Genomic DNA, 25665 nt, shown 5'->3' with positions numbered 1-25665 from the left:
CGAAAGGGCAGGTCCGGTACGGACGTTCGGGCAACGGCGGGGCGGCGCCGCCGCGGGGCTGGCGGCGGCGGGGCGGCGGCGGGCGCACGGCGGCGGGGCGGGGTGCGCGGGCCCGGCCCGGGCCGGGCTGTCGGACGTGATCGCTAACGTGTGCGGCCATGGGAGACATCTTCGAACTCACGATCACACTGGACCTGCGCGACGAGTTGTCCGGGGACGAGCTCGCCGAGCTCCGCTGGCACCTCGGGCTCGGCCCCCGGCCGGAGGTCCTGCGGATCGTGCCCAGGTTCCCGTACGCGGACCTGGACGACGACGGCGTACTCGTCGTCGAGGACCTCCCCCGGCCCCTTCTGGGCGATCACTGCGAGGCGCGCAGGGTGGGTGGCGCGCTCGTCTCGGCACTCCTGCGCCGGGAGGACACCTGGTGCGGGGCATGGGCCCTGACCAGCCGCCAGGAGATCCACCCCAACGATTTCGATCTCACCGGTGAGCTGCTCGGCTGGCTCGCCGCCAGGGCCGGCGACCGGCACCGGGAGTCCGACGGCAGCGTCACCCTGGGGTGGACCAGGTTCCTGGAGTCCTGCCAGGTCGAGCCGCTGGTCGTGCGGGACGGCGTCGTCGTGTGGCCCTAGCCGGGCACGCAGCCGTAGCCGGGCGCGCAGCCGGCGCGGCCGGCGCGGCCTCAGGGACGGCCGCACCCTCAGGGACGGGTCACGGACGCGGAAACGAGTCACGGACGCCGGGACGGGTCACGGACGCCGGGCGGGCGGGGTCCGTGACGCTGTCCGGGCGCTGCCCGGTGACGGTCCGGGGCGGGGTTCGGTGACGGTCCGGGCGCGGTGCGGGGGGCGGTACCCAAGGTTGGGGGCGGGGGTTGGGTACCGGTACGCATTGATTGCCCGCGGCCGGGGCGGGTTTGCTGGAGGAAGCTTCACCAGTACCGCCAGCAGCACCGCCAAGACGCCGACCCCGACGCCGCCGGAGGCCAGCATGACCCGCCGCGAACGCTTCCGTCTCTACGCCCAGGAGCACTTCACCGCCGTCGACGACGACGGGGCCGGGCTGGTCCTGCCGTCGCGCCGCGGCGCCGGACGGCAGGCCCGTCTGGCGCGGCTCGCCCGCCTGTCCCGGCTCGCCGAGCGCGCCGCGCACCACCGCGGCTGACCGCAGGCCGGCCGGAGCCCCGGCGCGGGCGGCCGGGCCGGACACCCGGCCGGCGCCACCGCTGCCGGCCGGGGCCCGGCCGGGTGCCCGGCCTACGGCACGTCCGGTTCGCCGGCGGCGGCCAGGGCCTCGCGCAGCCCGGCGCGGGCGACGCCGAGCTTGCGCAGGGCGCTCGCCACGTGGTGCTCGACGGTGCGCGGGGACAGGAACAGCGCGGTGGCGATGTCCTGGTTGCCCGCACCCTGGGCGGCCAGGGCCGCGACCTGACGTTCCCTCGGCGAGAGCCGTTCGCCGTAGCCGCGCCGGCCGGGCGAGGCGGTGCGGCCCAGGCCGAGGTCGCGGCTGACCCGCTGGCAGCGGGCCGCGTCCGAGGCCGCCCCGAGGTCCAGGTATGCCTGCTGGGCGGCGGCGATCCGTTCCTCGGCCGCCGCCAGGTCGAACGCCGCGCCGAAGCGGCCGGCCCGTTCCTCGGCGCGGGCCGCCTCGTGCGGGCGGCCGATCCCGCGCCACTGGTCGCGTGCCTGCGTGAACGCCTCGACCGCGGCCTCCGGGTCCGCCTCGGCCAGCACCAGGCCGCGGGCCAGTGCGAGCGCCGCGAACGCGGCCGGCGCGTCCCGGCCGGGCAGGGCGGCCGCGGCCTCGGTGACGAGCCGTTCGGCCCCCGGCCGGTCGCCGGCGGCCAGGAGGGCCTCGACGGCGACGGGCAGCAGTTCGGCGCAGCGGGCCCAGGCCCCGGCCCGGCGCAGGTCCGCGACGGCCGGCGCCAGCGTGGCCAGCGCCTGGTCGGTGGCGCCCTCGGCGAGCTGCAGCGCGCCCAGGCCGGCCGCGGCCCGCATCCCGGCCGTCACCTGCGACTCGCGTTCCCCGTACCCGCCGGCCTCGGTGAACTCCCGGCGGGCCACCGCGAGGCGCCCGCGGGCCGCGGCGAGACGGCCCAGCAGCAGCGCCCGCTCGGCGCCGGCCATCGCGAGGTCGGGGAACTCCTCGCCGAGGGCGGCGAACCGTTCCTCCAGCCCGTCCCAGTGCCCGGCCAGGCCTTCCAGGCGCAGCAGTGCGATGCGGCTGTAGCACTCCAGGTACGGGATGGCCGCCTGGCGGGACAGTTGCCGGCTCTCCTCCAGCAGGCGGGCGGCGCGGGCGTCGTGTCCCAGTTCGATGGAGATCTCGCCGGCGTTGTAGAGGGCGCGGGCGCTCTGGCGCATCACCTCGGCGCTGTCGCCGCTGCGTGGCAGGGCGTCGAGGAGGTGCCACACCTGCGGGTCGCCCTCGCGGGCGAGGAAGGTCAGCCGGGTGGCCTGCACGGCCGCCGTGACCTCCTCCTCGGGGGCCTGGGCCAGGGTCTGCTCGGCGCGTTGCAGCCACTGCCAGGCGTGTTCGCCGGCGCCGTCGCGCTCGTTCATGGCGAGGGCGACCATGGCCCGGGCCGCCCGTGCGGGGCGCTCCCCCAGTTCGGGCAGGGACTCCTCGATGCGGGCGAAGCCGGAGCGGTCGCCGCCGTGGATGGCGGTCAGGATGCCCAGGGTGAGGCGGATCTCGCCGCGGTCGGCGGCGGGCAGGCGGGGGTCGGCGAGGATGCGGGTCAGTGCCGTGATGCTGGCCTGCGAGTCGACGCCGTTGGCGGCGATGCGGGCCAGGGCGAGGGCGGCGCGTCCGCGGCGGCCGGGGTCGAGGTCGGGTTCCTCCAGCAGGCGGCGCAGCAGTGCGCCGGCGCTGCCGCTGTCGCCGAGTGCGACCGCCTGGTCGGCGGCGGACTCGGCGACCTCCTGCCAGGCCCGGCGCTCGCCCAGGGCCAGGGTGTGGTGGGCGATCTGGACCAGCGGGCGCGGTTCGCGCGCGCCGAGGGCCTCGACGGCGCGCCGGTGCAGGGCGTTGCGCTGGGGTCCGGGCAGGCGCCGGTAGGCGACCTGCTGGGCCAGGACGTGGCGGAAGCCGTAGCGGGCGAGGGGGTTCTCGTGCAGGACGGCGGCGCGCAGGGCCTGGGTGAGGCCCTGTGCGGTGGCGGTGGCGTCGAGGGCGGCGACGGCGGCGAGCAGGTCCTCGTCCGCCGGGACGCCGAGCACGGCGGCGGCGGCCGCGACGGCGGCGGCGTCGGGCGTCAGGGCGGCGAGGCGTTCGGTGACGGCGTCGTGCAGGCCGCGCGGGACCTGGGAGTGTTCCAGGCCGGCGGCGAGGTCGGCGGCGCCGGCCGGGCCGCCGGTGCCCCGCTGCTCGCAGAGGGTGAGGAGGTCCTCCTCGGCGACCAGGGGCAGGCCTTCGCTGCGTTCGTAGAGGACCCGGCTGAGGGCGGCGGTGGCCCCCGGGCCGAGGGCGGCGCGCGCCAGTTCGCCGACCTCGGCCTCGGCCAGCGGCCCCAGGCGCAGCAGGGGGCCGCCGACGCCGGCGGGGCGCCGGTAGGCGGCGCCGAGGACGGGGGTGTCGGGTGCGAGGTCCTCGGCCCGGTAGGTGAGGACGAGGACGAGGCGGGCGGGCATGTCGCGGGCGAGCAGGAGCAGCAGCTCGCGGGTGGCGTCGTCGGCCCAGTGGAGGTCCTCGACGACCAGGACCACGTCGCCGAGGACGCCGAGCAGGGCGCGGACGGCCTGGACGAGCAGGCCGCGTCCGGGGGGTCCGTCGCCGGTGCCGGGCGGGGGCGGGGGCAGGCGGTCGGCGAGGTCGGGCAGCAGCGGGCGCAGTGCGCCGACGCTGGCCGGGATCTCGTCGACGGGGGGCAGTAGCGGGCCGACGCCGCGCAGTGCGTCGACGACGGGGCCGAAGACCAGGGGTTCGCGCAGGGGGTGGCACAGGCCGGTCAGGACCCTGCCGCCGGCGGCGGCGACGCCGCGGGCGGCCTCGGCGACCAGGCGTGACTTGCCGATGCCGGCCTCGCCCTCGACCAGGACCACGCCGGGCGGGCGGACCATCGCCTGGACGAGGGCGGCCAGTTCCTGGCGGCGGCCGGCGAAGCCGAACCCCACCCCTGTGCCTGCCCCTGTTCCTGTTCCTGTTCCTGTTCCTGTGCTTGTGCCTGCGGCTACCGCTGTGCCTGTCGCTGCCGTGTCGCGTCGGCCCGTACTGCTCGTGCCGCCGGCGCTGCCCGTGCCGACCGCACTGCCCTTGTTGCTCACAACCACCCACCCGTCCCACGTCCACCGCGCCCGTCCGGCCCGCACGCGGGACGGCTGATGGCGGACGTTGTGAAAGCCATCGGCCCATCATGCCGTGACCGGCGGACGGAGTGGTCACCAGGGACGGTCCGGGCAGGTCAGGCGCTCCGCAAGGCGGGCGGGCGGTGTGCGGCCAGGGCGCGGGCGGCATGCCCGTCGGGGCTGTCGCGCGGGGCCGGCGGGCGGGCCCGCCCTGCCCGGCCGGGCAGTTCCAGCACCCGGCAGCCCAGCTCCTCCAGGCGCCGCACGGTCGCGGCGGAGGCCCGGTCGTCGAGGGAGAAGACGAACGGCCCCGGCACCAGCACCGTGTCCACCCACCCCTGTTCCACCCGGCGCAGCAGCCGCTCCAGCTCCGGCAGCGGCCCGCCCGAGCGGCACCCGTCGTCGGTGAAGGCGTAGGGCGCGGACAGTCCCTGCTGGAGGGCGAACCACTCCAGGGCGGTGCGCTGGTACTCGGTGCCGGCCGCGTCGCGCGGGTAGCAGCGCAGGTAGATCGCGGCGGCCCGGGAGCGCCGCACCGGCCCGGTGAGGTGGTCGTCCATACCGTTCACCAGCTCCGTCCGTCCGTGGGGGTCGACGGGCCGGGGGAAACCCGTCCACCCCAGCAGGCCTCGCGAAACAGTGCGGGATCAATAGGGGCGGGCGCCCATTCACGCCCGCGGGGCGCGGGCACCGCGGCCCGGGCATGCGGCAGGCGGTTCCCCGGCGCCGTGCTGCGCCGGTCGCCGCCGATCCCGACGTCCGCCCGCGCAAAACGCTCGGCTCGCCCTTGAGGCCTGGCCCCCAGGCCCACCGTTTGGGTGAACGTGGAACCTCCCGGCCGAAACAGTGCCTGGAAGGGTCGATTCCACGTCCGAGTTTTCCGCGAGCAGGCCCGGGCCTGTTCAGTTCCGAATGGACACCCGAACGCACTCCCTGACAGACAGCGCGAGAACGCCCCCGGCCGCCCGCCCCCTCTGCGGGGCGGGCGGCCGGGGGCGTACGGGGCGTCAGTTCCTGTCGTACGCGCCGAAGAGGTCGACGATGAGGTCGGTGGGCTGCCAGCCGCGGTTGAAGAAGTCGACGACGCCGGTGGTGCCGGTGCTCGCCTGGACGAGGTTGGCGACGGTGGCGTCCTTGGTCCAGTTCAGGACGGAGGAGGTCGGCGGGGTCGGGCGGACGGCCTTGCCGGCCATGTAGTCGTCGATCGTGTTCGGGTCCGGGGCGACCGAGAGGTGGCCGCTGCCCTGCGGGTTGGTCACCGTGGCGTTCAGGACGAGGGCCTCCAGCGCCCGGCCGGACGTCCACACGCTCTGGTGGTAGTAGTCCTGGCCGGCGAGCGGCAGGGGGATGCTGCCGCGCGTGTCGTACAGGCGGGTGGGTTCCACCGGCAGGTAGGCGGCCTTGCCGTCGGCGCTGTAGTAGCCGGTGACGTCCACGATCACGTCGGCCGGGAACGCGGCGCCGTTGCGGATGCTGATCCGGCCGTCCGGGCCGACCGGCACGATCACCGCGTTGGCGACGGTCTGCCCGGCGGCGAAGTTGACGTTCGACGTGGACGGCGCCTGGCCGCCGGGGAAGACGGTGAGGTGGCCGGGGCCCTGCGGGTCGGTCACGGTGACGTTGAGGGCCACCGCGGTGACGCCCTGGGCGGGCAGGCCGCCCTGGCCGGCGATCTGGACGCCGAAGGTGCTCTGGGCGCCGACCTGGCCGCGGGCCGTGCCCAGGCCCTCGCGGGTGTCGACGAGCCGCGACGGCTTGACGGAGGTGTAGCCGTTGGCGGCGGAGCGGGTGAAGTAGCCCGTCACGTCGGCGATCAGGTCCACCGTGCCGCCGCTGCGGTTGGCCAGCTCGACGTAGCCGTCCTCGCCGACCGGCACGACCGCCAGGTTCGGGACGGTCTGCCCCGCCGCGAAGTTGACGTTCGAGGTGGCCGGGCGCGCCTTGCCGGAGGCGTACGCGATGACGTGTCCGGGCGCGGCGGTGTTGGTGGCGGTGATGTTGAGGACCACGGCGCTCACCCCGGCCGGGATGCCGGCGTTGCCGGCGACCTTCACCCGGGTCGTGCCGAACGCGGCGACGGGCCCGCCGGCCGCGGCGCCGGTGCCGTCGCGGGTGTCCAGCAGCCGGGCGGGCGCGGTCGGGGTGAACTCGGAGCCGTCCACGACGACGTCCTTGGTCGTGGTGGCGGTCGTCCTGGTCATCAGGTCGGTCGCCGTGATCGTGATCCTGTGGGATCCGACCTCGGCGTACGTGTACTTGGAGTACACGAAATCGCCGGCCTTGGCGTAGTCGTGGACGACGGTGGAGCCGTCGCCGAAGTCGATGTCGAAGGCGACGTAGCTGTCCGGCAGGTCGGTGCTGACCGAGGCGGCCAGTCCGATGCCGTGCGCGTTGTCGGTGGAGGTCCCCATCCCCACCTCGAAGTAGCTCTGCTGCGCGGCAGGCGCGGCCCCGGCCTGGCCGGCCTTCGCGGCGGTGCTCTTCGCCGCGGCGTCCTTGGCGGCGGCGGCCTTCGCGGCGGCGGCCTTGGCCGTCTCCTGCGCGGCGGTGTCCTGTGCGGAACCGGCCGGGGCGGCCGGGGCGTTGGCGCCCGGGGCCTGGCCGGGGCCGGCGGACGGGGCCGCCGCCTGCGCGGTGGCGGGCACGAAGCCGACGGCTGCCGCGACGACGGCAGCAGAGATCATGACGCGGTGACGGTACACCGGTCCCCCCAGTTCTTGAACGTGTTCACAAGATCTTGGTCCCGACTATACGCCCGCGGGTTCGTGCCCGACGGACCACTCCCCCACCACGGGCGCCCGGGCGGGCGGACACGGCGTCAGGCGGTGTAACCGCCGTCCACCGCAAGGGCGGTGCCGGTGATGTAGCGGCCGCCGGGGCCCGCGAGGTAGGCGACCGCGGCGGCCACGTCCTCGGCCTCGCCGTAGCGGCCCAGGGCGGTGAGGGAGCGCTGGAAGCCGGCGCTGTCGCCGCCGGCGGGGTTCATGTCGGTGTCGACGGGGCCCGGGTCGACGACGGTGACGGTGATGCCGCGCCCGCCCTCGCCCACGTGCCGGGCGTCGGCCTGGGCGGCACCGGCGTCAGGTTCAAGCCCCCGCCGTCGCCGGGGGCGGGCGGGCGCAGGCGCAAGGGCGGTGGCGTGGCGGGGAGTTGTGGATGTCAAGCCGAGGCGCTGCCGATAGAGTGGCCTGCGCCTGCCCGCGTCCACGGACGCGGACACAGGTGGGAAAGCCGCCCGGCCCACTTTCCTAGGGCAAGCCGGACGGCCTTCTTCCTTCGGCCACGTGGGGTCCGGTCCTGCTACACGGGGCCGGGCCCCGTGTGGTTGCCGGCGCCGGGCAGGGCCGCGACGGGGGTCACGGTGGTCTGCACGGGCAGGCCGGTGACCGCCGGGCCGGGCCGGGGCGTCGTGCGGGACGTTCGCTTGATGACCGGGGTGGTGCCTGCCGCCTTGCGGCGGCGGATGCGGCGGATGCGCGACAAGGACTGCTCCTTTGGCCAGGAATAGCGGCCGGGCGGCCGCCAGGGCACGGACATGACGGTCCGTCCGGATCTGGGGCCAAGGAGATCTTGTGCGCTTGCGCCGGTGGCGAGTCTACGGTTCACCGCGCCGGTCCACAAGCTGCTCATGTGGTGCTCACGTCCGCCCTGTTCACCGGCCGTGCCGGCGGCGGGAACGGACGGGGCCGGCCCCCGTGGCGGGGGCCGGCCCGGGTGGGTCGGTGGCCGGGGCGGGCGGGTCAGATCCGGCGGGTGTGCCCGGACCAGTACCGGTCGCGGATGGTGCGCTTGAGGACCTTGCCGTTGGCGCTGCGGGGCAGGGAGTCGACGAAGTCGACGCGCTTGGGGGCGCGGACGCTGCCGAGGCGGGCCTTGCACAGGGCGATGAGTTCGGCGGCGTCGGCGTGGGCGCCGGGGTTGAGCTCGACGACGGCGGTGGCGGCCTCGCCCCAGTCGGGGTGGGGGGCGCCGACCACGGCGCAGTCCTGGACGGCGGGGTGGCCCCAGATGACCTGTTCGATCTCGCTGGGGTAGATGTTCAGCCCGCCGGAGATGATCATGTCCTTCTTGCGGTCGGTGATGAACAGGTAGCCGTCCTGGTCGAAGTGGCCGATGTCGCCGGTGTGCAGCCAGCCGTCGACGACGGTCTCGGCGGTCTTCTCGGGGGCCTTGTAGTAGCCCTTCATGACGAGGTCGCCGCGCACGCAGATCTCCCCGGAGGTGCCCGGGGGCAGCGCCTTGTCGTCGTCGTCGTGGATCTCGACGGTGATCAGCGGGTTGGGGCGGCCGCAGGAGGCCAGGCGGGCGGGGTCGGGTCTGCCGTCGACGAGGTGTTCCTCGGGGCGCATGAAGGAGATCCCGGCGAAGGCCTCGGCGAGGCCGTAGGCCTCGGTCATGACGGGGCCGAACAGGTCGATGGCCAGGCGGAGTTTCTCGGTGGACATCGGGGCGGCGGCGTAGACGAGGTAGCGCAGGCTGGACAGGTCGTGGCGGGTGACCTCGGGGGCCTCCAGCAGGCGGTAGACGACGGTGGGGGCGAGGAAGAGCTCGGTGACGCGGTGGCGTTCGACGGCGTCCAGGACGGCGGCGGGTTCGGCCTTGGGCAGGATGACGACGGTGGCGCCGCGCGCGGTGGCGGCGAGGCTGAAGACGCCGGAGGCGTGCGTCATCGGCAGGGCCGCCAGGTTGACGATCCTCTCGTCGGCCCGGTACTGCATGGACATCAGGAAGTGGGCCAGGCAGACCGCGAAGGTGCGGTGGGTGTTCATGACGCCCTTGGGCAGGCCGGTGGTGCCGCCGGTGGAGGTGACGGCGACGACGTCGTCCATGTCGTAGGGGACGTCGGGCGCGGTGTCGGGCAGGCCGTCCGTCCAGGCGGCCAGCGAGGGGTGGCCGGCCGGCGAGGGACGTTCGGCCGGCGATGGACGTTCGGCCGGCGATGTACGTTCGGCCGGGCCGTCGTCGTCCAGGCGCACGTAGTGGCGCACCTTGGGCAGCGAGGGCGCGAGTTCGGCGACGACGGGGGCCATCGAGGGGTGGTAGAACAGCACCTCGCAGTCGAAGGCGTCGATGACGTGGTGCAGTTCGCCGGCGGGGTGGGCGGGGTTGAGCGGGACCCAGGCCAGGCCGGCGCGCCAGATGCCCAGGACGCAGATCCAGGCGCGGGGGTCGTTGGGCGACAGCACGCCGGCCTTGGCCTCGCGGGCCAGGCCGGTGCGTCCCAGCGCGTGGGCGATGCGGCAGGAGAGCCGGCCCGCCTCGTCGAACGTCCAGGTCTGCCCGGCGCCGACGTAGGCGGCACCCGACGGGTTGAGCCGCCGTCCGCGGTCGAAGAAATCGATGATTGCCATGTCAGACCCCCAGTAGCGTGATGGCTGCGACCGCTTCCTCGCCGGCGTAGAACCCGCCGGCGTTCTCCGCCAGCGCGATCCGCGCGTGCGGGACCTGCCGGGCGCCGGCCTCGCCCCGCAGCTGGTTCACCAGCTCGTACACCTGGGCCAGGCCGGTGGCGCCCAGCGGGTGCCCCTTGGACTCCAGGCCGCCGGACGGGTTGACGGGCAGGCGTCCGCCCAGCGTGGTGACGCCGGCGGCGGCGGCCGGCCCGCCGGTGCCGGGCTCGAACAGGCCGAGCAGTTCGGTGAGCTGGATCTCGCTGAACGCCGTCGCGTCGTGCACCTCGGCGACGTCGACGTCCTGCGGGCCCACCCCGGCCTGCTCGTAGGCGCGGTGGGCGGCCAGGCGCACCACGTGCCGGTCCACGGCGTCGAGTTCGCGCTCGACGCCGCTGCCCAGGACGCAGGCCAGGACGCGCACCGCGCGGCGGGAGCCGGCCAGGCGCTCCAGGGCGCGCCGCCCGCACACCACGACGGCGGCGGCGCCGTCGGTGAGCGGCGCGCACATGGGCACCGTGAGCGGGAAGGACAGCGGCCGGGCGGCGAGGATCTCCTCGGCGGTGAGCGCGGTGCGGTGGTGGGCCCGGTCGTTGTGGACGGCGTGGCGGTGGTTCTTGGCGGCGACGGCGGCGATCTGCTGCCGGGTGGTGCCGTGGCGCCTCATGTGGGCGCGTGCCATGGCCGCGTAGATGTCCATGAAGACGCTGCGCCGCCCGGCGGCGGTGTTGTCGACGTCCCCGCCCAGCGCGGTGAGCGTCGCGGCGAGCCCGGCGGGGTCGGAGACGTCGTAGGCGCCGTCGAAGACGGCCATGGCGCGGTCGCGGTCGGCGACGTTCATCTTCTCGGCGCCGACGGCCAGCGCGGTGTCGGCGGCGCCGGCGCGGACCTGGGCGACGGCCAGGTGCAGGGCGGTGGCGCCGGTGGCGCAGGCGTTCTCGACGTTGTGGACCGGGATGCGTTCGAAGCCCATGCGGCGCAGCGCGATCTGGCCGCCCATCATGAGCTGGCCTTCGAGGGCGCCCTGGGTGGTGTTGCCGAAGAACGCGGCGTCGACGTGGCGCTGTTCCAGGCCCGCGTCGGCCAGGGCGTCGCGGACGGCTTCCGCGGCCAGGTCCGGGACGCCGCGGTCCTCGTGTCGGCCGAACCGGGTCATGCCGACCCCGGCGATCCACACCGGCTCCGTCACGGGCTGCTCCTCACGTGCGATGGGTTGGTGTCCGCCGCGCGGCTGCGGCGGCGGACGGGGAAGGCGGGGTGCGGGGCGGGGCTAGCCCGCGCCGCCGCGGGGCGCGGCGGCCTGCGGGGCGGCAGCCCGGGGTGCGGCAGCGTGCGGTGCGGCGCCGGCCCGGGGCGTGCCGTCCCGGGCCGTGTTGTCGTCCAGTGCGCGGGCGAGGAGTTCGCCCAGCAGGGCGGTGCCGTTGCGGGTCAGGACGGACGCCGGGTGGAACTGGACGGAGGCGTAGCCGGGGCCGCGCAGGGCGTGGACCTCGCCGTTGGCGGGGTCGTGGCAGACCTGGACGGGGGCGCGGCGGTAGGGGCAGGGCAGGGTGGTGGCGGGCGAGCGGGCGGCGAAGGTGTTGTAGAAGCCGACGAGTTCGCTGCGGCCGAAGAAGTCGATCTTCTGCTGGGAGCCCTGGTTGGGTTCGGGCCTGCGCACGATGTCCAGGCCCAGGAGTGAGCTGAGGACCTGGTGTCCGAGGCAGACGGACAGGAAGGGGGTGCGGGAGTGCAGCAGGCGGCGGGTCAGGCCGCGCAGGTGGGCGATCTTGGGGTCGGTGTGGGCGCCGGGGTCGCCGGGGCCGGGGCCGACGATGACGAAGTCCTGGCCGTCGAGGGTGTAGGGCTCGTCGAAGCGGCGCACCGTCACGTCGAGGCCGAGGGCGGCGAGGCAGTGGCGGGCCATGGAGGTGAAGGTGTCCTCGGCGTCGACGACCAGCAGGCGCCGGCCGGCCAGGCGGGCGGCGGGGCGGGCGCGGGCGGCGGGGTCGGCGAGCCAGAAGCCGGCGAGGGTGGTGTTGCGGGCGGCGAGTGCGGCGGTGACGCCGGGGTGCTGTCCCAGGCCGGGCGCGCGCACCGGCGCATGGGCGGCGGGGGCCTGCCCGTGGCCCTGCGCGCGGGCGGCGGGGGCCTGCCCGTGGGCGGCGGGGCCCGGCACGGGGGCCGGGGCGGGGGCGGGCTCGGCGCGCAGGGCGGCGAGCAGGCCGGCGGCCTTGGCGCGGGTCTCGGCGACCTCGGCCCGGGGTGAGGAGTGGCGCACCAGGGTGGCGCCGACGCCGATGGACAGGGCGCCGGACGGGTCGATGTCGGCGGTGCGGATGAGGATGGAGGAGTCGAGGACGCTCTCGCCGGTGTGGTCACGGCCGATGAGGGCGGCGACGCCGCTGTAGTAGCCGCGGCCGTGGGGTTCGTAGCGGTTGATGACGCGGCAGGCGCTCTCCAGCGGGCTGCCGGTGACGGTCGGCGCGAGGAGGGTCTCGTGGAGGAGTTCGCGCACGCCGCAGGTGCTGGAGCCCTCGATGAGGTACTCGGTGTGCGCGAGGCGTTCCATCTCCTTGAGGTAGGGGCCGCGGACGCGGCCGCCGTGCTCGCAGACGCGGCCCATCATCTTCAGTTCCTCGTCGAGGACCATGAACAGTTCGTCGGACTCCTTGGTGTCGCGCAGGAAGCCCATCAGGCCGTCGGGGTCGGCGCCGCCCTCGGGGTAGCGGTAGGTGCCGCTGATGGGGTTCATCGTCGCGGTGCCGCCGGTGAGGCTGACGTGCCGTTCGGGGGTCGCGCCGATGAGGTGACGCTCCCCCGTGTGGACCAGGAAGGTCCAGTAGGCGCCGGGTTCGCGCTGCAGGAGGCGGCGGTAGAACGCGAGGGCGGTGGCGGTGTCCCAGGGGGCCAGCCGTGCCCGGTAGGTGCGGCGCAGGACGAAGTTGGCGCCGGTGCCCTGGCCGATCTCGTCGCGGATGATGCGCCGGGCGGTGGCGGCGTAGGCGTCGTCGTCGAGGTCGAAGCCCAGTTCGTCCATGGTGATCGGCAGGTCGGGGACGTGGCGCAGGACGTCGTCGCGGGTGAGCAGGCACTGGTCCTCGACGGTGAGGGCGAGCAGTTCGGTGCCGTCGTCGGGGCAGGCGTAGCCGCGTTCGGCGAGCTGGCGGTAGGGCAGCAGGGCCAGGACGTCGTGGCGGGGTGCGGCGGGGGCGGGGCCGGGGCCGTGGGGCTGGGGCAGGGGCAGGGCGGCGAGGGTGGCGGGGCGGGTGATGGTGCCGGTCATCAGTTCCAGGTGGCCGGGGCCGGTGGCCTGGGGGCGGTGCAGGAGGGCGAAGGGGGGTGGCTGCGGGGCGAGGACGCGTTGCAGGAGCGGGTGGGGGCGGTCGCCGGGTGCGGGGCTCGGGTGCGGGTTCACGGGCGCTCCGCCGGGTGCGGCTGGTGCAGCTGGTGCAGGACGGTGTCGGTGGGCAGGGTCATGCCGCAGCGGCCGGCGACGTACCGCAGGGTCATGTGGTGGTCGGCGGGGGTGAAGTCGGCGACGGCGTCGGCGACGACGAAGGTCTGGATGTCGTGGGCGTAGGCCTCGCCGGTGGTCATCAGGATCCCGACGTGGGCGTAGACGCCGCAGACGATGAGCTGGTCGCGTCCGGTGGAGCGCAGCAGGTCGAGCAGGCCGGTGTGGTGGAAGGCGCTGGGGCGCCATTTGGTGAGGACGGTGTCGCCGGGGGCGGGTGCCAGGGGGTCGGTGACGGCGCGGTCGTGTTCGTCGGTGCTCATGCCGGGGCCCCAGAAGTCCTTGAGGAGGCCGCGTTGTCGGTCGGTCATGCCGCCGGGCTGGGCGGTGTAGGCGACGGGGACGCCGAGGCGGGTGCAGGCCTGTCGGAGGCGGGCGGTGTTGTGCAGGAGGGCGTCCAGGGGCTGGGCGGCGGCGGGGAAGGGGCGCAGGAAGTAGTTCTGCATGTCGTGGACGAGCAGGACGGCCCGGGCGGCGCTGACCGGCCAGGTGGCGGTGTTGGCGGGCAGGTCGGCGGGTGCGGGCATCGGGTAGGGCTCGATCGCCGGGATGGCCAAGGCCGGTTCCTTTCCTGGGGCGGGCCTCGCGCGGGCGGGCCTGTCGCGGGCGGGCGGGTTGCGGGGCGGGGTCAGGCGCCGAGTGCGGCTCCGCCGTCGACGGTGAGGTGGTGCATGGTGATGTGGGCGGCCTCGTCGGAGAGCAGGAAGAGCACGGCGTCGGCGACGTCCTGGGGGCTGGCCACCCTGGCCAGCGGGATGCCGACGCGGAAGGCGTGCGGGACGCCTTCGATGGAGGCGGTGCGGGCGGCGTCCTCGTCGGCCCACAGCGAGGTGAGCATGGGGGTGTCGGTGGAGCCGGGGGCGACGATGTTGCAGCGGATGCCGTGGGCGGCGCTTTCGAGGCCGAGGCATTTGGTGAACATGGACGCGGCGGCCTTGGAGGCGGCGTAGGCGGCCATGTCCATGCGGGCGGCGGTGGCGGCGTTGGAGGCGATGGTGACCAGGGCGCCGCGGCGGCGGGGGGTCATCTTGCGGACGACGGCGCGGGAGACGTGGAAGACGCCGGTGGTGTTGACGGCGAAGGTGGTCTGCCAGTCCTCGTCGGTGAAGGCGGTGACGGTGCCGGTGCGCAGGACGCCGGCGGCGTTGACGAGGCGCTCGACGGGGCCGAGCTGGGTTTCGACGGCGTCGATGACGGTGTCGACCTCGGTGCTGGAGGTGACGTCGAGGGGGTAGGCGGTGGCGCGGTGGCCGGCCTGGCGCAGCCGGGCGGCGGTGGCGTCGAGGCGTTCGGCGTCGCGGTCCAGGAGGGCGAGGGTGGCGCCGCGGGCGGCGAGGGCGTGGGCCACGGCGGCGCCGATGCCGCCTGCCGCGCCGGTCACCACGGCGGTCGTGTCCTTCATCGGCAGGGGGTGCCTTTCTCGTGGGCGGGGCGCGGTCGTCGGGCGGGGCGGGGTCATCGGGCGGGGCGGGGTCATCGGGTGGGGGCGTGCCAGGCGCGGATCACTTCGTGGGCCTGCCAGGGGTTGAGGCGCGGGTCGCACAGGGTGGTGTAGGCGCCGTCGGCGCGGTGGGTGGCGCGGGCGTCGGCGAGGCATTCGGTGACGGGGTGGGGTGTCGTCTCCAGGTGCAGGCCGCCGGGGTGGGCGCCGGCGGCGGTGACGGCGTCCTGGAAGCGCAGGACCTCCTGGACGATGGTGTCGACGTGGCGGGTCTTGCGGCCTGCCGGGGTGGTGACGGTGTTGCCGTGCATGGGGTCGGTGAGCCAGCCGACGGGGTGTCCGGCGGTGCGGACGGCGTGGACCAGGGCGGGCAGGTGGGTGGTGACGCGGTCGGCGCCCATGCGGGCGATGAGGGTGAGGCGTCCGGGGGTGCGGTCGGGGTCGAGCAGGGCGCACAGGCGCAGCACGTCCTCGGGGGTGGCGCCCGGTCCGATCTTGCAGGACAGGGGGTTGCTGACGCTGGCGAGGAGGCGGACGTGGGCGGCGTCGGCCTGGCGGGTGCGTTCGCCGATCCAGGGCCAGTGGGTGGAGGTGAGGAGGAGGCGGCCGTCCTGGTCGCGGCGCATCTGGGGCAGTTCGTAGTCGAGGACGAGGGCCTCGTGGCTGGTCCAGGTGCGGGTGGCGGGTGGGGTGGCGGTGTCGGTGGCGCGCAGGCGCAGGGTGTCCATGGCGGTGGCGGCGGCGTCGTGGCAGGTGAGCATGCGGGTGGGCCGGGGGTGGCGGGCGGCGGGGTCGGGTTCGGGGGCGTTGACCATGTGGCCGTAGTAGACGGGCAGTTCGCGTCCGTCGTGGTGTTCGACGGGGCGGGAGCGGGGTTTGGCGAACTGGCCGGCGATGCGGCCCACGCGCAGGACGGGCAGGCCGGAGCGGGCGTGCAGGGCGTCGGCGAGTTCGTCGAGGAGGTCGGCCTTGCGCAGGACGGGTTTGGCGGCGCACTCGGCGGGGTCCTCGGCGCAGTCGCCGGCCTGGAGGACCTGGCGCCGGCCGTGGGCGACGTCGGCGAGCAGGGTGTGCAGGGTGTGGACCTCGTCGGCGGTGACGAGCGCGGGGCGGGTGGCCAGGAGGGCGCGGGCGGGTTCGAGTTGCGGGTCGTGGAGCCAGTCGGGCTGCTGGCGGGCGGGCAGGGCGCGCCATCGGCGGATCTCGTCGTCGGACAGGGCGGCGCCCTCGTCCTCGGGCAGGAGCAGGGCGGTGTTGTCGGACATGGTGGCGTTGCCTCCGTGCGGGGTGCGGGCGGGACGGGAGAGGGTTCGCAGGGGGTTCGCAGGGGGCTGCCGTCAGGGGTGGCGGACGGGCGGGGTGGTCGTGGTGGTGCGCAGCCGGGGGTTGTCGTCGAACAGGGTGGTCAGTTCCTTGTCGGCGATGCCGAGGGCGCGGGCGGAGAAGGAGCGCAGGGCGTGCAGGTAGGCGTCCGTCAGGGCGGTTTCGTCGAGGTGGGGGGTGCGGCCGTGGTCGAGGAGGACGCGGCCGGCGACCAGGACGGTGTGGACGTCGGGGCTGCCGCCGAGGGTGAGGTAGGCCTCCAGGGGGCGGGGGTTGAGCAGGTGGCGCCAGTCGTCGGCGGGGACGAGGACGAGGTCGGCCTGTTTGCCGGGTTCGAGGGTGCCGATGTGGTCGTCCCAGGCGAGGGCGCGGGCGGCGGTGCGGGTGGCCATGGCGAGGGCTTCGCCGGCGGGCAGGGCGGTGTGGTCGGCGGCGAGTTCGTTGTACATCTGCCAGGCGGCGCGCATCTGTTCGGCCATGCCGGCGACGGGGAAGACGCCGCCGTCGGTGGAGAGGGAGACTTCGAGGCCGCGGCGGCGCAGTTCGGGGATGAGGCCGGTCTCGGTGAGGGTGGATTCGCCGGTGGGGCCGTATTTGGCGGGTGAGTGGGTGATGCGGGCGCCGGCTTCGAGGAGCATGCGTTGTTCGCCGGGGTCGGCGAAGGCGCAGTGGACGGCGAGGAGGCGGTCGTTGAGGAGGCCGAGGCGGGCCAGGCGGCGTACGGGGGTGGTGTGGAAGTGGGTGCGTACGGTGCGGGCCTCGTGGCGCAGGGCGGCGACGTGGGTGGCGAAGGGGACGTCGTAGCGGGTGGCGAGGTGGGCCAGGCCGCGGCCGAGTTCGTCGCTCATGTTGGTGGTGTAGGGGGCGGTGGGCCAGGCGCGCAGGCGGCCGGTGGGGTCGGTGGCGCAGCGTTGGAGGATCTGTTCGACGCGGGTGAGTTCGGTGTCGGTGTCGCGGGTGGGTTGGGGGGTGGTGCTGCCGGGGGGGCAGTGGATGTCGCCGACCCAGGCGGTGAGGGTGGCGCGGATGCCGAGGTCGAGGGTGGCCCGGGCGAGTGCTTCGGGGTGGTTGACGGAGCCGACGTCGCCCAGGGTGGTGGTGCCGGAGCGTAGTTGGGTCCAGAGGGAGTAGCGGGCGATGGCGTGGGCCTCGTCGGGGGTGAGGGCGTCGGTGAGGCGGCGGAATCCCTCGAATCCGGCGGAGATTTTGGCGATGTCGCCGCCCAGGGCCATGAAGCCGGGTTCGTCGGCGTGGTCGTGGGGGGTGCGCAGGGCGCCTTTGAAGGGCAGGCGCAGGGCGAACAGGTCGTGCCAGTGGTTGTTGACGAAGCCGGGCATGACGAGCATGCCGGTGGCGTCGATGGTGTGCAGGCCGGCGCGTTGTCGGGGGGTGAGGGTGGTGGTGGCGCGGTCGACGTGGTCGGCGGGGCCGATGGCGGTGATGGTGTCGTCGGTGATGAGGACGGAGCCGGTGGGGTGGATGCGGTGGGCGGTGTCGGCGGTGCACAGGTGTCCGCCGCGGATGAGGGTGGCGGGTGGGCGGGTGGGGAGGTTTTCGTCGCCGGGGTGCGGGGGGCGGGTCATGCGGGTTCCTGGCCGGGGGCGGACGCCTGGCCGGGGGCGGGTTCCTGGCCGGGGGCGGGTTCCTGGCCGGGGGCGGGGGTGAGGGTGTCGAGGTGGCGCTGCCAGGCGGCGAGGGTGGGGTCGGCGGCGAGGGTGCGGAAGGAGACGGGGCGGCCGTCGCGGCGCCAGCGGGTGGCCAGGCGCATCATTTCGAGGGAGCCGAGTCCGAGGTGGACGAGGTTGTCGTCGGGGGCGATGGTGGTGGGTTCGGTGCCGATCGCGGCGGCGACGGTGGTGCGCAGTTCGGTGGACACCCCGGTGGGTGCGGGCCCGGTGGCGGGGGCCGGGGCGGGGGTGGGGGTGTCGGTCACGGGGTGTCCTTCGGGCTCGGTGCGGGGTCGGTGGCGGTGCGGGCGGCGGCGTCGGCGGTCAGGGCCTTCTTGTCGACCTTGCCGAGGCCGGTGAGGGGCAGTTCGGTGACGATGGCGAGCCAGTCGGGGTGTTTGAAGTCGGCGAGGCCGTCGGTGTGGAGGGCTTGTTTGAGGTCGCGCAGGGCGGGTGGCGTTCCGGTGGGGACGATGTAGGCGCCGACGCGTTCGCCGAGGTAGGGGTCGGGGACGGGGACGACGGCGGCGGCGGCGACGGCGGGGTGGGTGAGCAGGTGGGCCTCGACCTCGCCGGCGGAGACCTTGTCGCCGCCGCGGATGATGACGTCCTTGATGCGGCCTTCGATGACGAGGGCGCCGTCGGGGGTGAGGCGGGCGAGGTCGCCGGTGCGGTAGAAGCCGTCGGGGGTGAAGGCGCGGGCGTTGTGTTCGGGGGCGCGGTAGTAGCCCTGGAGGGTGTAGGGGCCGCGGGTGAGGAGTTCGCCGGTGGCGCCGGGGGGCAGGTCGTGGCCGTCGGGGCCGGTGATGCGGATTTCGTCGTCGGGTGACAGGGGGCGGCCCTGGGTGGTGAGGACGGTGTGTTCGGGGTCGGTGTCGCGGGTGAGGGTGAGCAGTCCTTCGGCCATGCCGAAGACCTGTTGGAGGCGGCAGCCGAGGACGGGGGTGATGCGTTCGGCGATGTGGGTGTGCAGGCGGGCGCCGCCGATCTGGAGGAGGCCGAGGCTGGACAGGTCGGCGGTGTTCCATTCGGCGGCTTCGAGCCAGAGCTGGGCGAGGGTGGGGACGAGGGAGGTGAAGGTGACGCGTTCGCGTTCGATGGTCTCGAAGCACTCGTCGGCCAGGGAGGTGTCGGCGAGGACGACGGTGCCGCCGCTGCGCAGGGTGCCGACCACGCCGGGGCAGCCCCAGGTGAAGTTGAACTCGGCGGGCAGGACGGCGAGGTAGACGTCGTGGGGGCCGAGGTGGAGGAGGTCGGCGGTGGCCCTGGTCTGGTAGGCGTAGTCGTCGTGGGTGCGGGGGATCAGTTTGGGCAGTGCGGTGGTGCCGCCGGAGAGCAGGTAGAACGCGGTGTCCGAGGGGTCGGGTGCGGGGAGCGGGTGCGGCTGGGCGTCGACGTCGTCGAGGGCGACGAGCAGGCCGGCGGCGGCGGCGTCGGCGGCGTCGGGGTGGTCGGGCGGGTCGAGGACGAAGACCTTGCGCAGGCAGGGGTGGTGGGCGGCGAGGTCCAGGGCGAGGCGGGTGTGGTCGAAGCCCTGGTGGGTGCCGGGGATGACGTAGGCCGCGGCCCGGGAGATCTCGCACAGGTGGCGGATCTCGGTGGCGCGGTGGGAGACGAGGGAGAACACGGGCCGGGCGCCGATGCGGAACAGGGCGAAGCAGACGATGACGAACTCGGGCACGTTGGGCAGTTGGACGATGACGCGGTCGCCGGCGGTGACGCCCTGGTCGAGGAAGCCGGCGGCGGTGCGGGCCACGCGTCGTTGGAGTGCGGTGTAGGTGAGGCGGCGTTTGCCGTGGACGAGTGCGGTGCGGGGGCCGTGGGTGGCGGCGGCGGTGCGCAGGACGTCGGCGAGGTTCTCGCCCTGCCAGTGGCCTTGGGCGCGGTAGTGCCGGGCGCGGTCCTGGGGCCAGGGGGTGTGTCCGTCAGGCACGGGCGTCCTCCTCGTGGGCGGGTCGGGGTGCGGTGATCTCGACGACGGCGCAGCCGGCTTCCATGCCGGGTGAGGCGCCGATGACCATGACGTGGTCGCCGGGGCGGGTCTGGCCGCTGGTCCACAGGTGTTCGAGGCCGGCGACGGGGTCGGCGGCGCCGAGGTGGCCGGTGGTGCGGGTGAACTCCCAGATGCCGCGTGCGGCGTCGATGTCCAGGGGGTCGAGGAAGGAGGCCTGGAGGGGGAGTTCGGAGAAGCCGATGTGGCAGACGCGGGTGATGTCGGCCATGGTGAGGCCGGCTTCGTCCAGGGTCCGGTGGGCGGCGGCGGCGACGGTGTCGGCGAAGTTGCCCATGGGCGGGGGTACTCCCCTGGCCCATTCGCGGCGCCAGTACTCCCGTCGTTCTTCGAGGTTGAGGGTGCGTCCGAGGGTGGGGCCGGGCGGGAAGAGGGGTTCGCCGCCGCGGTGGAGTTCTTCCATGGAGGGGGTGGAGACGGAGCCGACGGCGAGGAGGCGGGCGAAGCCGGGGCGGCGGGAGACGACGGCGGCGGCGCCGGCGTCGCCGAGGAGGAAGAGTTTGGAGGCGCGCCAGCGGTCGGCGAGGGGGGTGTTGAAGTTGTCGCCGGCGGTGAGCAGGACGGCGGGGGGGCCGTCGGGGTCGGCGGTGAGGCGGCAGGCGGCCATTTCGAGGGCGGAGAGCATGCCCAGGCAGCCCTGGCGGACCTCGACGGCGGTGACGGGGCGGTCGAGGGTGTGGCGCAGGACGTAGTGCTGGGCGGACCAGCCGTCGGGGCCCTGGAAGTGGACGCTGCTGTGCAGGAGGGCGGCGAAGTCGCGGCTGTGGTGGCCGGAGCGGGCCAGGGCGGTGCGGGCGGCGCGCACGGCGAGGTCGGGGCCGGTGGTGTCGCCGGCGTCGGGGACGGACTCGATGCCGGAGTCCTGGCGGTCCTGCTCGTCGTAGCGGCCTTCGGCGACGGCGCGGCGGGTGGGGTGGAGGGGGGGCAGGTGGGTGGCGACGGCGGCGAGGTGGATGCCTTCGGTCTTCACGGGCGGGCTCCTGCCGTCACCGCGCCGGCACCCGCGGCCGCGCCCGGGTCCGCGCCCGGGTCCGCGGACGCGGGTGCGGGTGCGGGTGCGGACGCGGGTGCGGCCGGGTCGGGGTCGGGGTGCGGGTCGGGGTGCGGGTGCGTTTCCGGGGCGGGGGCGGGGACCAGGTAGCGTCCGACGCTGCCGAGTTTCTCGCAGGTCTCCTCCAGTTCCCGTTCGGGGCGGGAGTGGCCCACGATGCCGGCGCCGGCGCGCAGCCAGGTGCGGCCGTGCTGGCGGTAGACGCTGCGCAGGACCAGGGCGGCGTCCATGGCGCCGTCGTGGTCGACCGTCAGGACGGCGCCGCTGTAGAGGCCGCGGGTCTCGGACTCGTTGCTGCGGATGCTGTCGTAGGCGGCGTCCTTGGGCACGCCGGAGGCGGTGACGGCGGGGAACACGGCCTGGAAGGCGTCCCAGGCGCGCAGGCCGGGGGCGAGGTGTCCGCCGACGCGGGAGGCGAGGTGCTGGACGGTGCCGCGTTCCTTGACGGCCATGAACTCCTCGACGTCGACGGTGCCGGGGCGGCAGACGCCGTGCAGTTCGTCGCAGGCGATCTTGACGGAGATCGCGTGTTCGTAGATCTCCTTGGGGTCGGCGAGCAGTTCGGTGCGCAGCCGCTGGTCCTCGGTGTGGTCGCCGGTCAGGGCGCGGGTGCCGGCCAGGGGCTGGCTGACGACCCTGCCGTCGGGGGCGACCTGGACGACGATCTCGGGGCTGAAGCCGGTGGCCTCGATGCCGCCGAGGTTGAGCAGGAAGGAGCGGGCGGGGTTGTTGCCGCGCCGGCCGGCGAGGTAGGTGCCGACGAAGTCGACGTCGGTCTCGACGGGGACGACCCGGGAGAAGATCACCTTCTGCAGGCGGGTGTCGTTGATGGCGTCGACCGCGGCGCCGACGGCGCGGCGGTAGGCGTCGGCGCCGGCGCGGCGCACGTCCACCGCCTCGGGGACGGGGCGGGGCTCGGTGTGCCGGGCGGTGAGGACGGCGAGGGCGGCGGTGAGGCCGGCCTGGTCGGCGCAGCGCAGGTGGGCCTGGCCGGCGTCGATCCTGATCTCGGTGTGCGGGACGACGAGGTGGAGCAGGCGCTGGTCGCCGATGTGGGCGGTGTCGCCGTCCTTGGCGTAGGAGAGTTCGAACGCGGCCCAGCCGTAGGCGCGCCAGTGGGCGGTGTCGACGGTGTCGAGGAGGGTCTGCACCTGTTGCAGGGGGTGGCCGTCCCAGGGCAGGTGGACCTCTTCCCCGCGGAGGCGGTGCAGGCGGGCGCCGGTGCGGTCGAGGGTGATCTCGGCGAGGGCGCCGCCGGCGTAGGACCAGGTGCCGCCGTTCTCGTAGACGACGTAGTCGGCGTGGAGGCGGCTGGAGGCCAGGCGGGCGGCGGTGGTCATGGGGTCGCAGGCCAGTGCCAGCCTGGTCTCGAAGTAGTGCCTGGTGGACTGGTGCATCGCGGGCGTCCTCTTCTCGGCGGCCGAAAGGGGGGCAGGGCGGGGCGGGGTCGGGGCCGCGGGCCGGCCCGTGGCCCTGCGGGCGGGCGCGCGGTGACGGACCCGTGGGCGGGCGCGCGGTGACGGCCCGCGGGCGGGCGCGGGGCACCGTGGGTGTGGCGGGCACGGGCCTCCATCTTGCAAAGGGTTGCTATATCGGGGCGTGAGGGAGCCATACGGGGGCTATATCCGCAGGCCGGCAGGGGTTTCCCGGGGCCCGGCCGGCACGGGGTGCGGGGCCTTGGCCGGGCGGGGGCCGGCGCGGGGTACGGGCGGGCGTGGGTCGGGGCGGGGCGTGGGAAAGCCCCGGCGGCCCGCACCGTGGGTGCGGGCCGCCGGGGCAGGGTGTTGGGCGGGGGTGCCGTGCGGGGAGGCCGGGGTGCGGGCCGGTCAGGGCAGGGTGACCACCTGGGCGGCGTGGGCCAGGCCCGCGCCGAAGCCGGCCAGCAGGGCCACGCCGCCGCTGGAGACCCTTCCCTGGGACAGGAGCTGGTCCATGGCCAGCGGGATCGAGGCGGCGGAGGTGTTGCCGGCGGTGACGACGTCGCGGGCGACGGCGGTGTGCGGGGCCAGGCCCAGGGAGGCCGCGGCGGCGTCCACGATGCGGGCGTTGGCCTGGTGCGGGATGAACGCGTCGAGGTCGGCGACGTCCAGGCCCGCCCGGTCCAGGGCCTGGCGGGAGATCTGCGGCACGATGCCGGTCGCCCAGCGGAACACCTGCGGGCCGGTCATCCGCAGGGCCGGCCACGGGGCGTGCGCGTCACGGGTGTCCAGCCAGGTGCGGTCGTGGGCGATCATGTGGTGGCCCGCGCCGTCGGAGCCCCACACCACCGGGCCGATGCCGGGGGTGTCGGAGGGCCCGACCACCACCGCGCCCGCGCCGTCGCCGAACAGGAACGCGGCGCCGCGGTCGGCGGGGTCGACGATGTCGCTCATCCGTTCCGAGCCGGCCACCACGACGGCGCGCGCCTCGCCGGAGCGCACCAGCGCGTCGGCCAGGCCCAGGGCGTAGCAGAAGCCCGCGCAGGCGGCGCCGACGTCCAGGGCGCCGGCGTGGCGGGCGCCCAGCTGGTGGGCGACGCGGGGGGCGGCGGCCGGTGCCTGTTCCAGGAAGGACATGGTGGCCAGCAGCACCATGCCGACGTCGTCCGGGTGGGTGCCGGACTGGGCCATCGCCTTGCGGGCCGCCTCGGCCGCCATGGTGATGACGGTTTCGCCGGGCCCGGCGAAGCGCCGGGTGGCGATGCCGCTGCGGCGGCGGATCCACGCGTCGCTGGAGTCGATGCGGGTGCAGATCTCGTCGTTGTCCACCACCCGGGTCGGCCGGTACACGCCGACGCCCAGGATGCGGGCCCCGGGCCGGTGTCCGCAGGTGCGCAGGCGGCCCATCACTCCTGCCTTGCGGCCGGGGCGGGGGCGGGCGGGGCGGGGGCGGGCACGGCCGGGGCGGCGGGGGTGGTGGCGGGTGCGGCCAGGGCGGCCAGGGTGCCGTCCTGGTAGCCGCGCTTGCAGGCCCGGCGCTGGACCTTGCCGCTGGAGGTCTTGGGCAGTGCCCCGCGGCGCACGACGAGGACGTCGTCGGGGGTGATCCGGTGCCCGTCGCGCACGGCCTCGTGCACGCGCTCGCGCACGGTGGCGGCGCCCAGGGAGTTGAGGAGCCGTCCGTCGGCCTCGACGACGACCACGAGCCGCTCGCGGGTGCCGTCCTCGGTGGAGAACGCGGCCGCGCAGTTCGGGTGCAGGCCCGTGACGGAGCGTTCGGCGGACAGCTCGATGTCCTGCGGGTAGTGGTTGCGGCCCTTGCGGATGATGACGTCCTTGAGGCGCCCGGTGACGTACAGCTCGCCGTCGTGCAGGAAGCCGAGGTCGCCGGTGCGCAGGTGCTCCGCGCCGCCGTCCGCACCGGTGACGGCGTCGGTGCCTGTGCCGGTGCCGGTGACGGCAGCGGCGTCGGTGTCGGTGCCGGTGCCGGCGAGGCGGGCGTGGAAGGTCTCCTCGGTCTGGTCGGGGCGGCCCAGGTAGCCGCCCGCCACGCAGGGGCCGCTGATCCAGATCTCGCCGACCCGCCCGTCGGGCAGCGCCCGGCGGGTGGCGGGGTCCACGATCCTCACCCGGGTGCGGCCGGTGGTGGCACCGCTGCTGACCAGCGGCACGGCCGGGCCGTCGTGTTCGCCGGCGGGCCGGGCGGCGCCCTCGCGCAGGGCGTCGGCGGACAACCACAGGACAGCGGGCTCGCGGTCCTGGCGGGTGCCGGTGGCCTTGAGGGTGTTCTCCGCCAGGCCGTAGCCGGGGCACATCGCGCGCGGGTCGAAGCCGTGGGGCGCGAAGGCCTCGGTGAACGCGCGGATCGCCGACCAGCGCACGGGTTCGGCGCCGTTGGCGGCCACCCGCCAGCGCGACAGGTCGCCCACCGCGCCGGTCCTGCCCTCCTCGGCGGCCCGCGTGCACAGCTCGTAGGCGAAGCTGGGGGCGGCGCCGTGGGTGCCGCCGAAGCGGGCGAGGGCCTCCAGCCAGCGGGCCGGGCGGCGGATGAACGCCTCCGGGGGCATCAGGTAGGAGGGGATGCCCGCCCACAGGGGCAGGACGACCCCGAACAGCATGCCCATGTCGTGGAAGAGCGGCAGCCAGTTCACCATGGTGCCGTCCGGCTCGCACGGCCACAGCTCGTCGGTCTCGACCACGTTGGCCAGGAAGTTGGCGTGGCTGACCACCACGCCCTTGGGGTCGCCGGTGGAGCCGGAGGTGTACTGCAGCAGCGCGGTGTCCTGCGGGCCCGGGGGCTGCGGCACGGCGTCCCCGATGGCCCCGGCGGCCCCGGCGGCTTCGGTGTCCCCGGTGTCCGCGGTGTCCGCGGTGTCCGCGGTGTCCGCGGTGGCGGGCAGGGCGTCGGTGGCCAGCCAGGTGAGCCCCTCCAGGGCGGGCATGCCGGCGAAGCGCTCGCGGACCTCGCGCGCGACCTCGGCGGTGGTCAGCACGGTCGTGGTGCCGGCGTCGTCGGCGATCCGGCGCAGCCGCAGGACCTCCTCGCGGCGCCGGGGCACCTGGACCGGGGCGGCGGCCACGCGGGCGTACATGCACCCCAGCAGGGTCCGGACGAACTCCAGGCCCGAGGGGTAGAGCAGGACGGCGGCGGTGCCGGGCAGGGCGGCGGCGGCGAACGCGGCGGCCCGCCGGCCGGCGGCGTCGTGGAGCTGGCGGTAGGTCAGGGTCTCGGAGGGGGCCTCGCCGTTGTGCAGGAAGACGTAGGCGGTCTCGTCGGGCTGCTTCTCGCTGCGCAGCCGCAGGGCGTCGGGGAGGGTGCGCACGTCCACGCTCGGCTGCGCTCCGGTGGTGCTCACGGTCAGATCTCCTTGTTGGCCGGTCGTCGTGCACACGGGCGGGTGGTTGGCGCCCCCGGGGGGCGGTGTGCTGCCCGTCCGGGGCCGGGCGGTGTGCTGCCCGTCCGGGGCCGGGCGGTGGGGCGTGGTCCTGGCCGCGGGCCGGCCGGGCGTCCGCCCGCATGGCGGCCGGGGTCGACTTCATCGTGGTCACCGACCGGAACGGCATCCGCTACACCCACCC

19 protein-coding genes and 1 pseudogene are annotated in these 25665 nt (G+C 75.4%); 2 read left to right on the top strand and 18 right to left on the bottom strand.

Annotated elements, in window-relative coordinates:
- The first annotated feature begins 158 nt into the window (after positions 1 to 158).
- Together J5Y04_RS40415 and J5Y04_RS40410 are read left to right on the top strand one after the other, a co-directional pair.
- On the top strand, positions 159 to 632 hold the full coding sequence (locus tag J5Y04_RS40415; protein WP_209417535.1) for a hypothetical protein: 474 nt from the start codon (positions 159 to 161) through the stop codon (positions 630 to 632).
- A 358-nt stretch (positions 633 to 990) separates the two neighbouring features.
- Positions 991 to 1164 carry a hypothetical protein gene (locus J5Y04_RS40410; protein ID WP_209417534.1) on the top strand — a complete coding sequence of 58 codons (174 nt, stop codon included), beginning with the start codon at positions 991 to 993 and terminating at the stop codon, positions 1162 to 1164.
- A gap of 92 nt (positions 1165 to 1256) precedes the next feature.
- Here the strand turns inward: J5Y04_RS40410 and J5Y04_RS43845 are convergent, their stop codons facing one another.
- The 18 genes and pseudogenes from J5Y04_RS43845 to J5Y04_RS40330 form a co-directional block, all read right to left on the bottom strand.
- The gene (locus tag J5Y04_RS43845; RefSeq protein WP_307853558.1) at positions 1257 to 4118 is read right to left on the bottom strand and encodes an AAA family ATPase; all 2862 of its coding nucleotides are present in this window, start codon (positions 4116 to 4118) and stop codon (positions 1257 to 1259) included.
- Between the two features lie 287 nt (positions 4119 to 4405).
- Positions 4406 to 4849 (bottom strand): recombinase family protein, encoded by a 444-nt coding sequence (locus tag J5Y04_RS40400; RefSeq protein WP_209417533.1) that lies wholly within the window; start codon positions 4847 to 4849, stop codon positions 4406 to 4408.
- A 447-nt stretch (positions 4850 to 5296) separates the two neighbouring features.
- On the bottom strand, positions 5297 to 6973 hold the full coding sequence (locus J5Y04_RS40395; protein ID WP_209417532.1) for a hypothetical protein: 1677 nt from the start codon (positions 6971 to 6973) through the stop codon (positions 5297 to 5299).
- A gap of 134 nt (positions 6974 to 7107) precedes the next feature.
- Positions 7108 to 7329 (bottom strand): annotated as a pseudogene (locus J5Y04_RS42700) (SDR family oxidoreductase); the annotation flags it as partial.
- A 260-nt stretch (positions 7330 to 7589) separates the two neighbouring features.
- Positions 7590 to 7772 (bottom strand): hypothetical protein, encoded by a 183-nt coding sequence (locus J5Y04_RS42695; protein ID WP_245206452.1) that lies wholly within the window; start codon positions 7770 to 7772, stop codon positions 7590 to 7592.
- A gap of 257 nt (positions 7773 to 8029) precedes the next feature.
- Entirely contained in the window at positions 8030 to 9640 is a 1611-nt protein-coding gene (locus tag J5Y04_RS40385; RefSeq protein ID WP_209417531.1) for a class I adenylate-forming enzyme family protein, read from the bottom strand.
- Between the two features lies 1 nt (position 9641).
- Positions 9642 to 10868, bottom strand: a complete 1227-nt coding sequence (locus tag J5Y04_RS43840) for a thiolase family protein (RefSeq protein ID WP_307853556.1) — start codon at positions 10866 to 10868, stop codon at positions 9642 to 9644.
- 81 nt (positions 10869 to 10949) lie between these two features.
- Positions 10950 to 13076 (bottom strand): anthranilate synthase family protein, encoded by a 2127-nt coding sequence (locus J5Y04_RS40375; protein ID WP_307853555.1) that lies wholly within the window; start codon positions 13074 to 13076, stop codon positions 10950 to 10952.
- Positions 13073 to 13732, bottom strand: coding sequence for an isochorismatase family protein (locus J5Y04_RS42690; protein WP_305852899.1), 660 nt, complete (start codon positions 13730 to 13732; stop codon positions 13073 to 13075). Before J5Y04_RS42690 ends, J5Y04_RS40375 begins: the two co-directional genes overlap by 4 nt.
- Positions 13733 to 13803: 71 nt before the next feature.
- Positions 13804 to 14577 (bottom strand): 2,3-dihydro-2,3-dihydroxybenzoate dehydrogenase, encoded by a 774-nt coding sequence (locus J5Y04_RS40370; protein ID WP_209417529.1) that lies wholly within the window; start codon positions 14575 to 14577, stop codon positions 13804 to 13806.
- 71 nt (positions 14578 to 14648) lie between these two features.
- Positions 14649 to 15881 (bottom strand): 3-deoxy-7-phosphoheptulonate synthase, encoded by a 1233-nt coding sequence (locus J5Y04_RS40365; protein ID WP_209417528.1) that lies wholly within the window; start codon positions 15879 to 15881, stop codon positions 14649 to 14651.
- Between the two features lie 72 nt (positions 15882 to 15953).
- Positions 15954 to 17522, bottom strand: coding sequence for an amidohydrolase family protein (locus tag J5Y04_RS40360; protein WP_209417527.1), 1569 nt, complete (start codon positions 17520 to 17522; stop codon positions 15954 to 15956).
- Entirely contained in the window at positions 17519 to 17872 is a 354-nt protein-coding gene (locus J5Y04_RS40355; RefSeq protein ID WP_209417526.1) for a phosphopantetheine-binding protein, read from the bottom strand. Before J5Y04_RS40355 ends, J5Y04_RS40360 begins: the two co-directional genes overlap by 4 nt.
- Positions 17869 to 19539: a (2,3-dihydroxybenzoyl)adenylate synthase gene (locus J5Y04_RS40350; RefSeq protein ID WP_209417525.1), complete on the bottom strand. Its 1671-nt coding sequence runs from the start codon at positions 19537 to 19539 to the stop codon at positions 17869 to 17871. Before J5Y04_RS40350 ends, J5Y04_RS40355 begins: the two co-directional genes overlap by 4 nt.
- Positions 19532 to 20587, bottom strand: a complete 1056-nt coding sequence (locus J5Y04_RS40345) for a ketoacyl-ACP synthase III family protein (protein ID WP_209417524.1) — start codon at positions 20585 to 20587, stop codon at positions 19532 to 19534. The genes J5Y04_RS40350 and J5Y04_RS40345 overlap by 8 nt, the downstream gene beginning before the upstream one ends.
- Positions 20584 to 22065 (bottom strand): salicylate synthase, encoded by a 1482-nt coding sequence (locus tag J5Y04_RS40340; protein ID WP_209417523.1) that lies wholly within the window; start codon positions 22063 to 22065, stop codon positions 20584 to 20586. The genes J5Y04_RS40345 and J5Y04_RS40340 overlap by 4 nt, the downstream gene beginning before the upstream one ends.
- A 429-nt stretch (positions 22066 to 22494) precedes the next feature.
- Positions 22495 to 23493 carry a beta-ketoacyl-ACP synthase III gene (locus J5Y04_RS40335; RefSeq protein WP_209417522.1) on the bottom strand — a complete coding sequence of 333 codons (999 nt, stop codon included), beginning with the start codon at positions 23491 to 23493 and terminating at the stop codon, positions 22495 to 22497.
- Entirely contained in the window at positions 23493 to 25442 is a 1950-nt protein-coding gene (locus J5Y04_RS40330) for a fatty acyl-AMP ligase (RefSeq protein WP_307853554.1), read from the bottom strand. The genes J5Y04_RS40335 and J5Y04_RS40330 overlap by 1 nt, the downstream gene beginning before the upstream one ends.
- Between the last annotated feature and the right edge of the window lie 223 nt (positions 25443 to 25665).

The organism is Kitasatospora sp. RG8 (assembly GCF_017813315.1).
GTDB lineage: Bacteria > Actinomycetota > Actinomycetes > Streptomycetales > Streptomycetaceae > Kitasatospora.
This window is presented reverse-complemented; position numbering and strand designations above follow the sequence as displayed.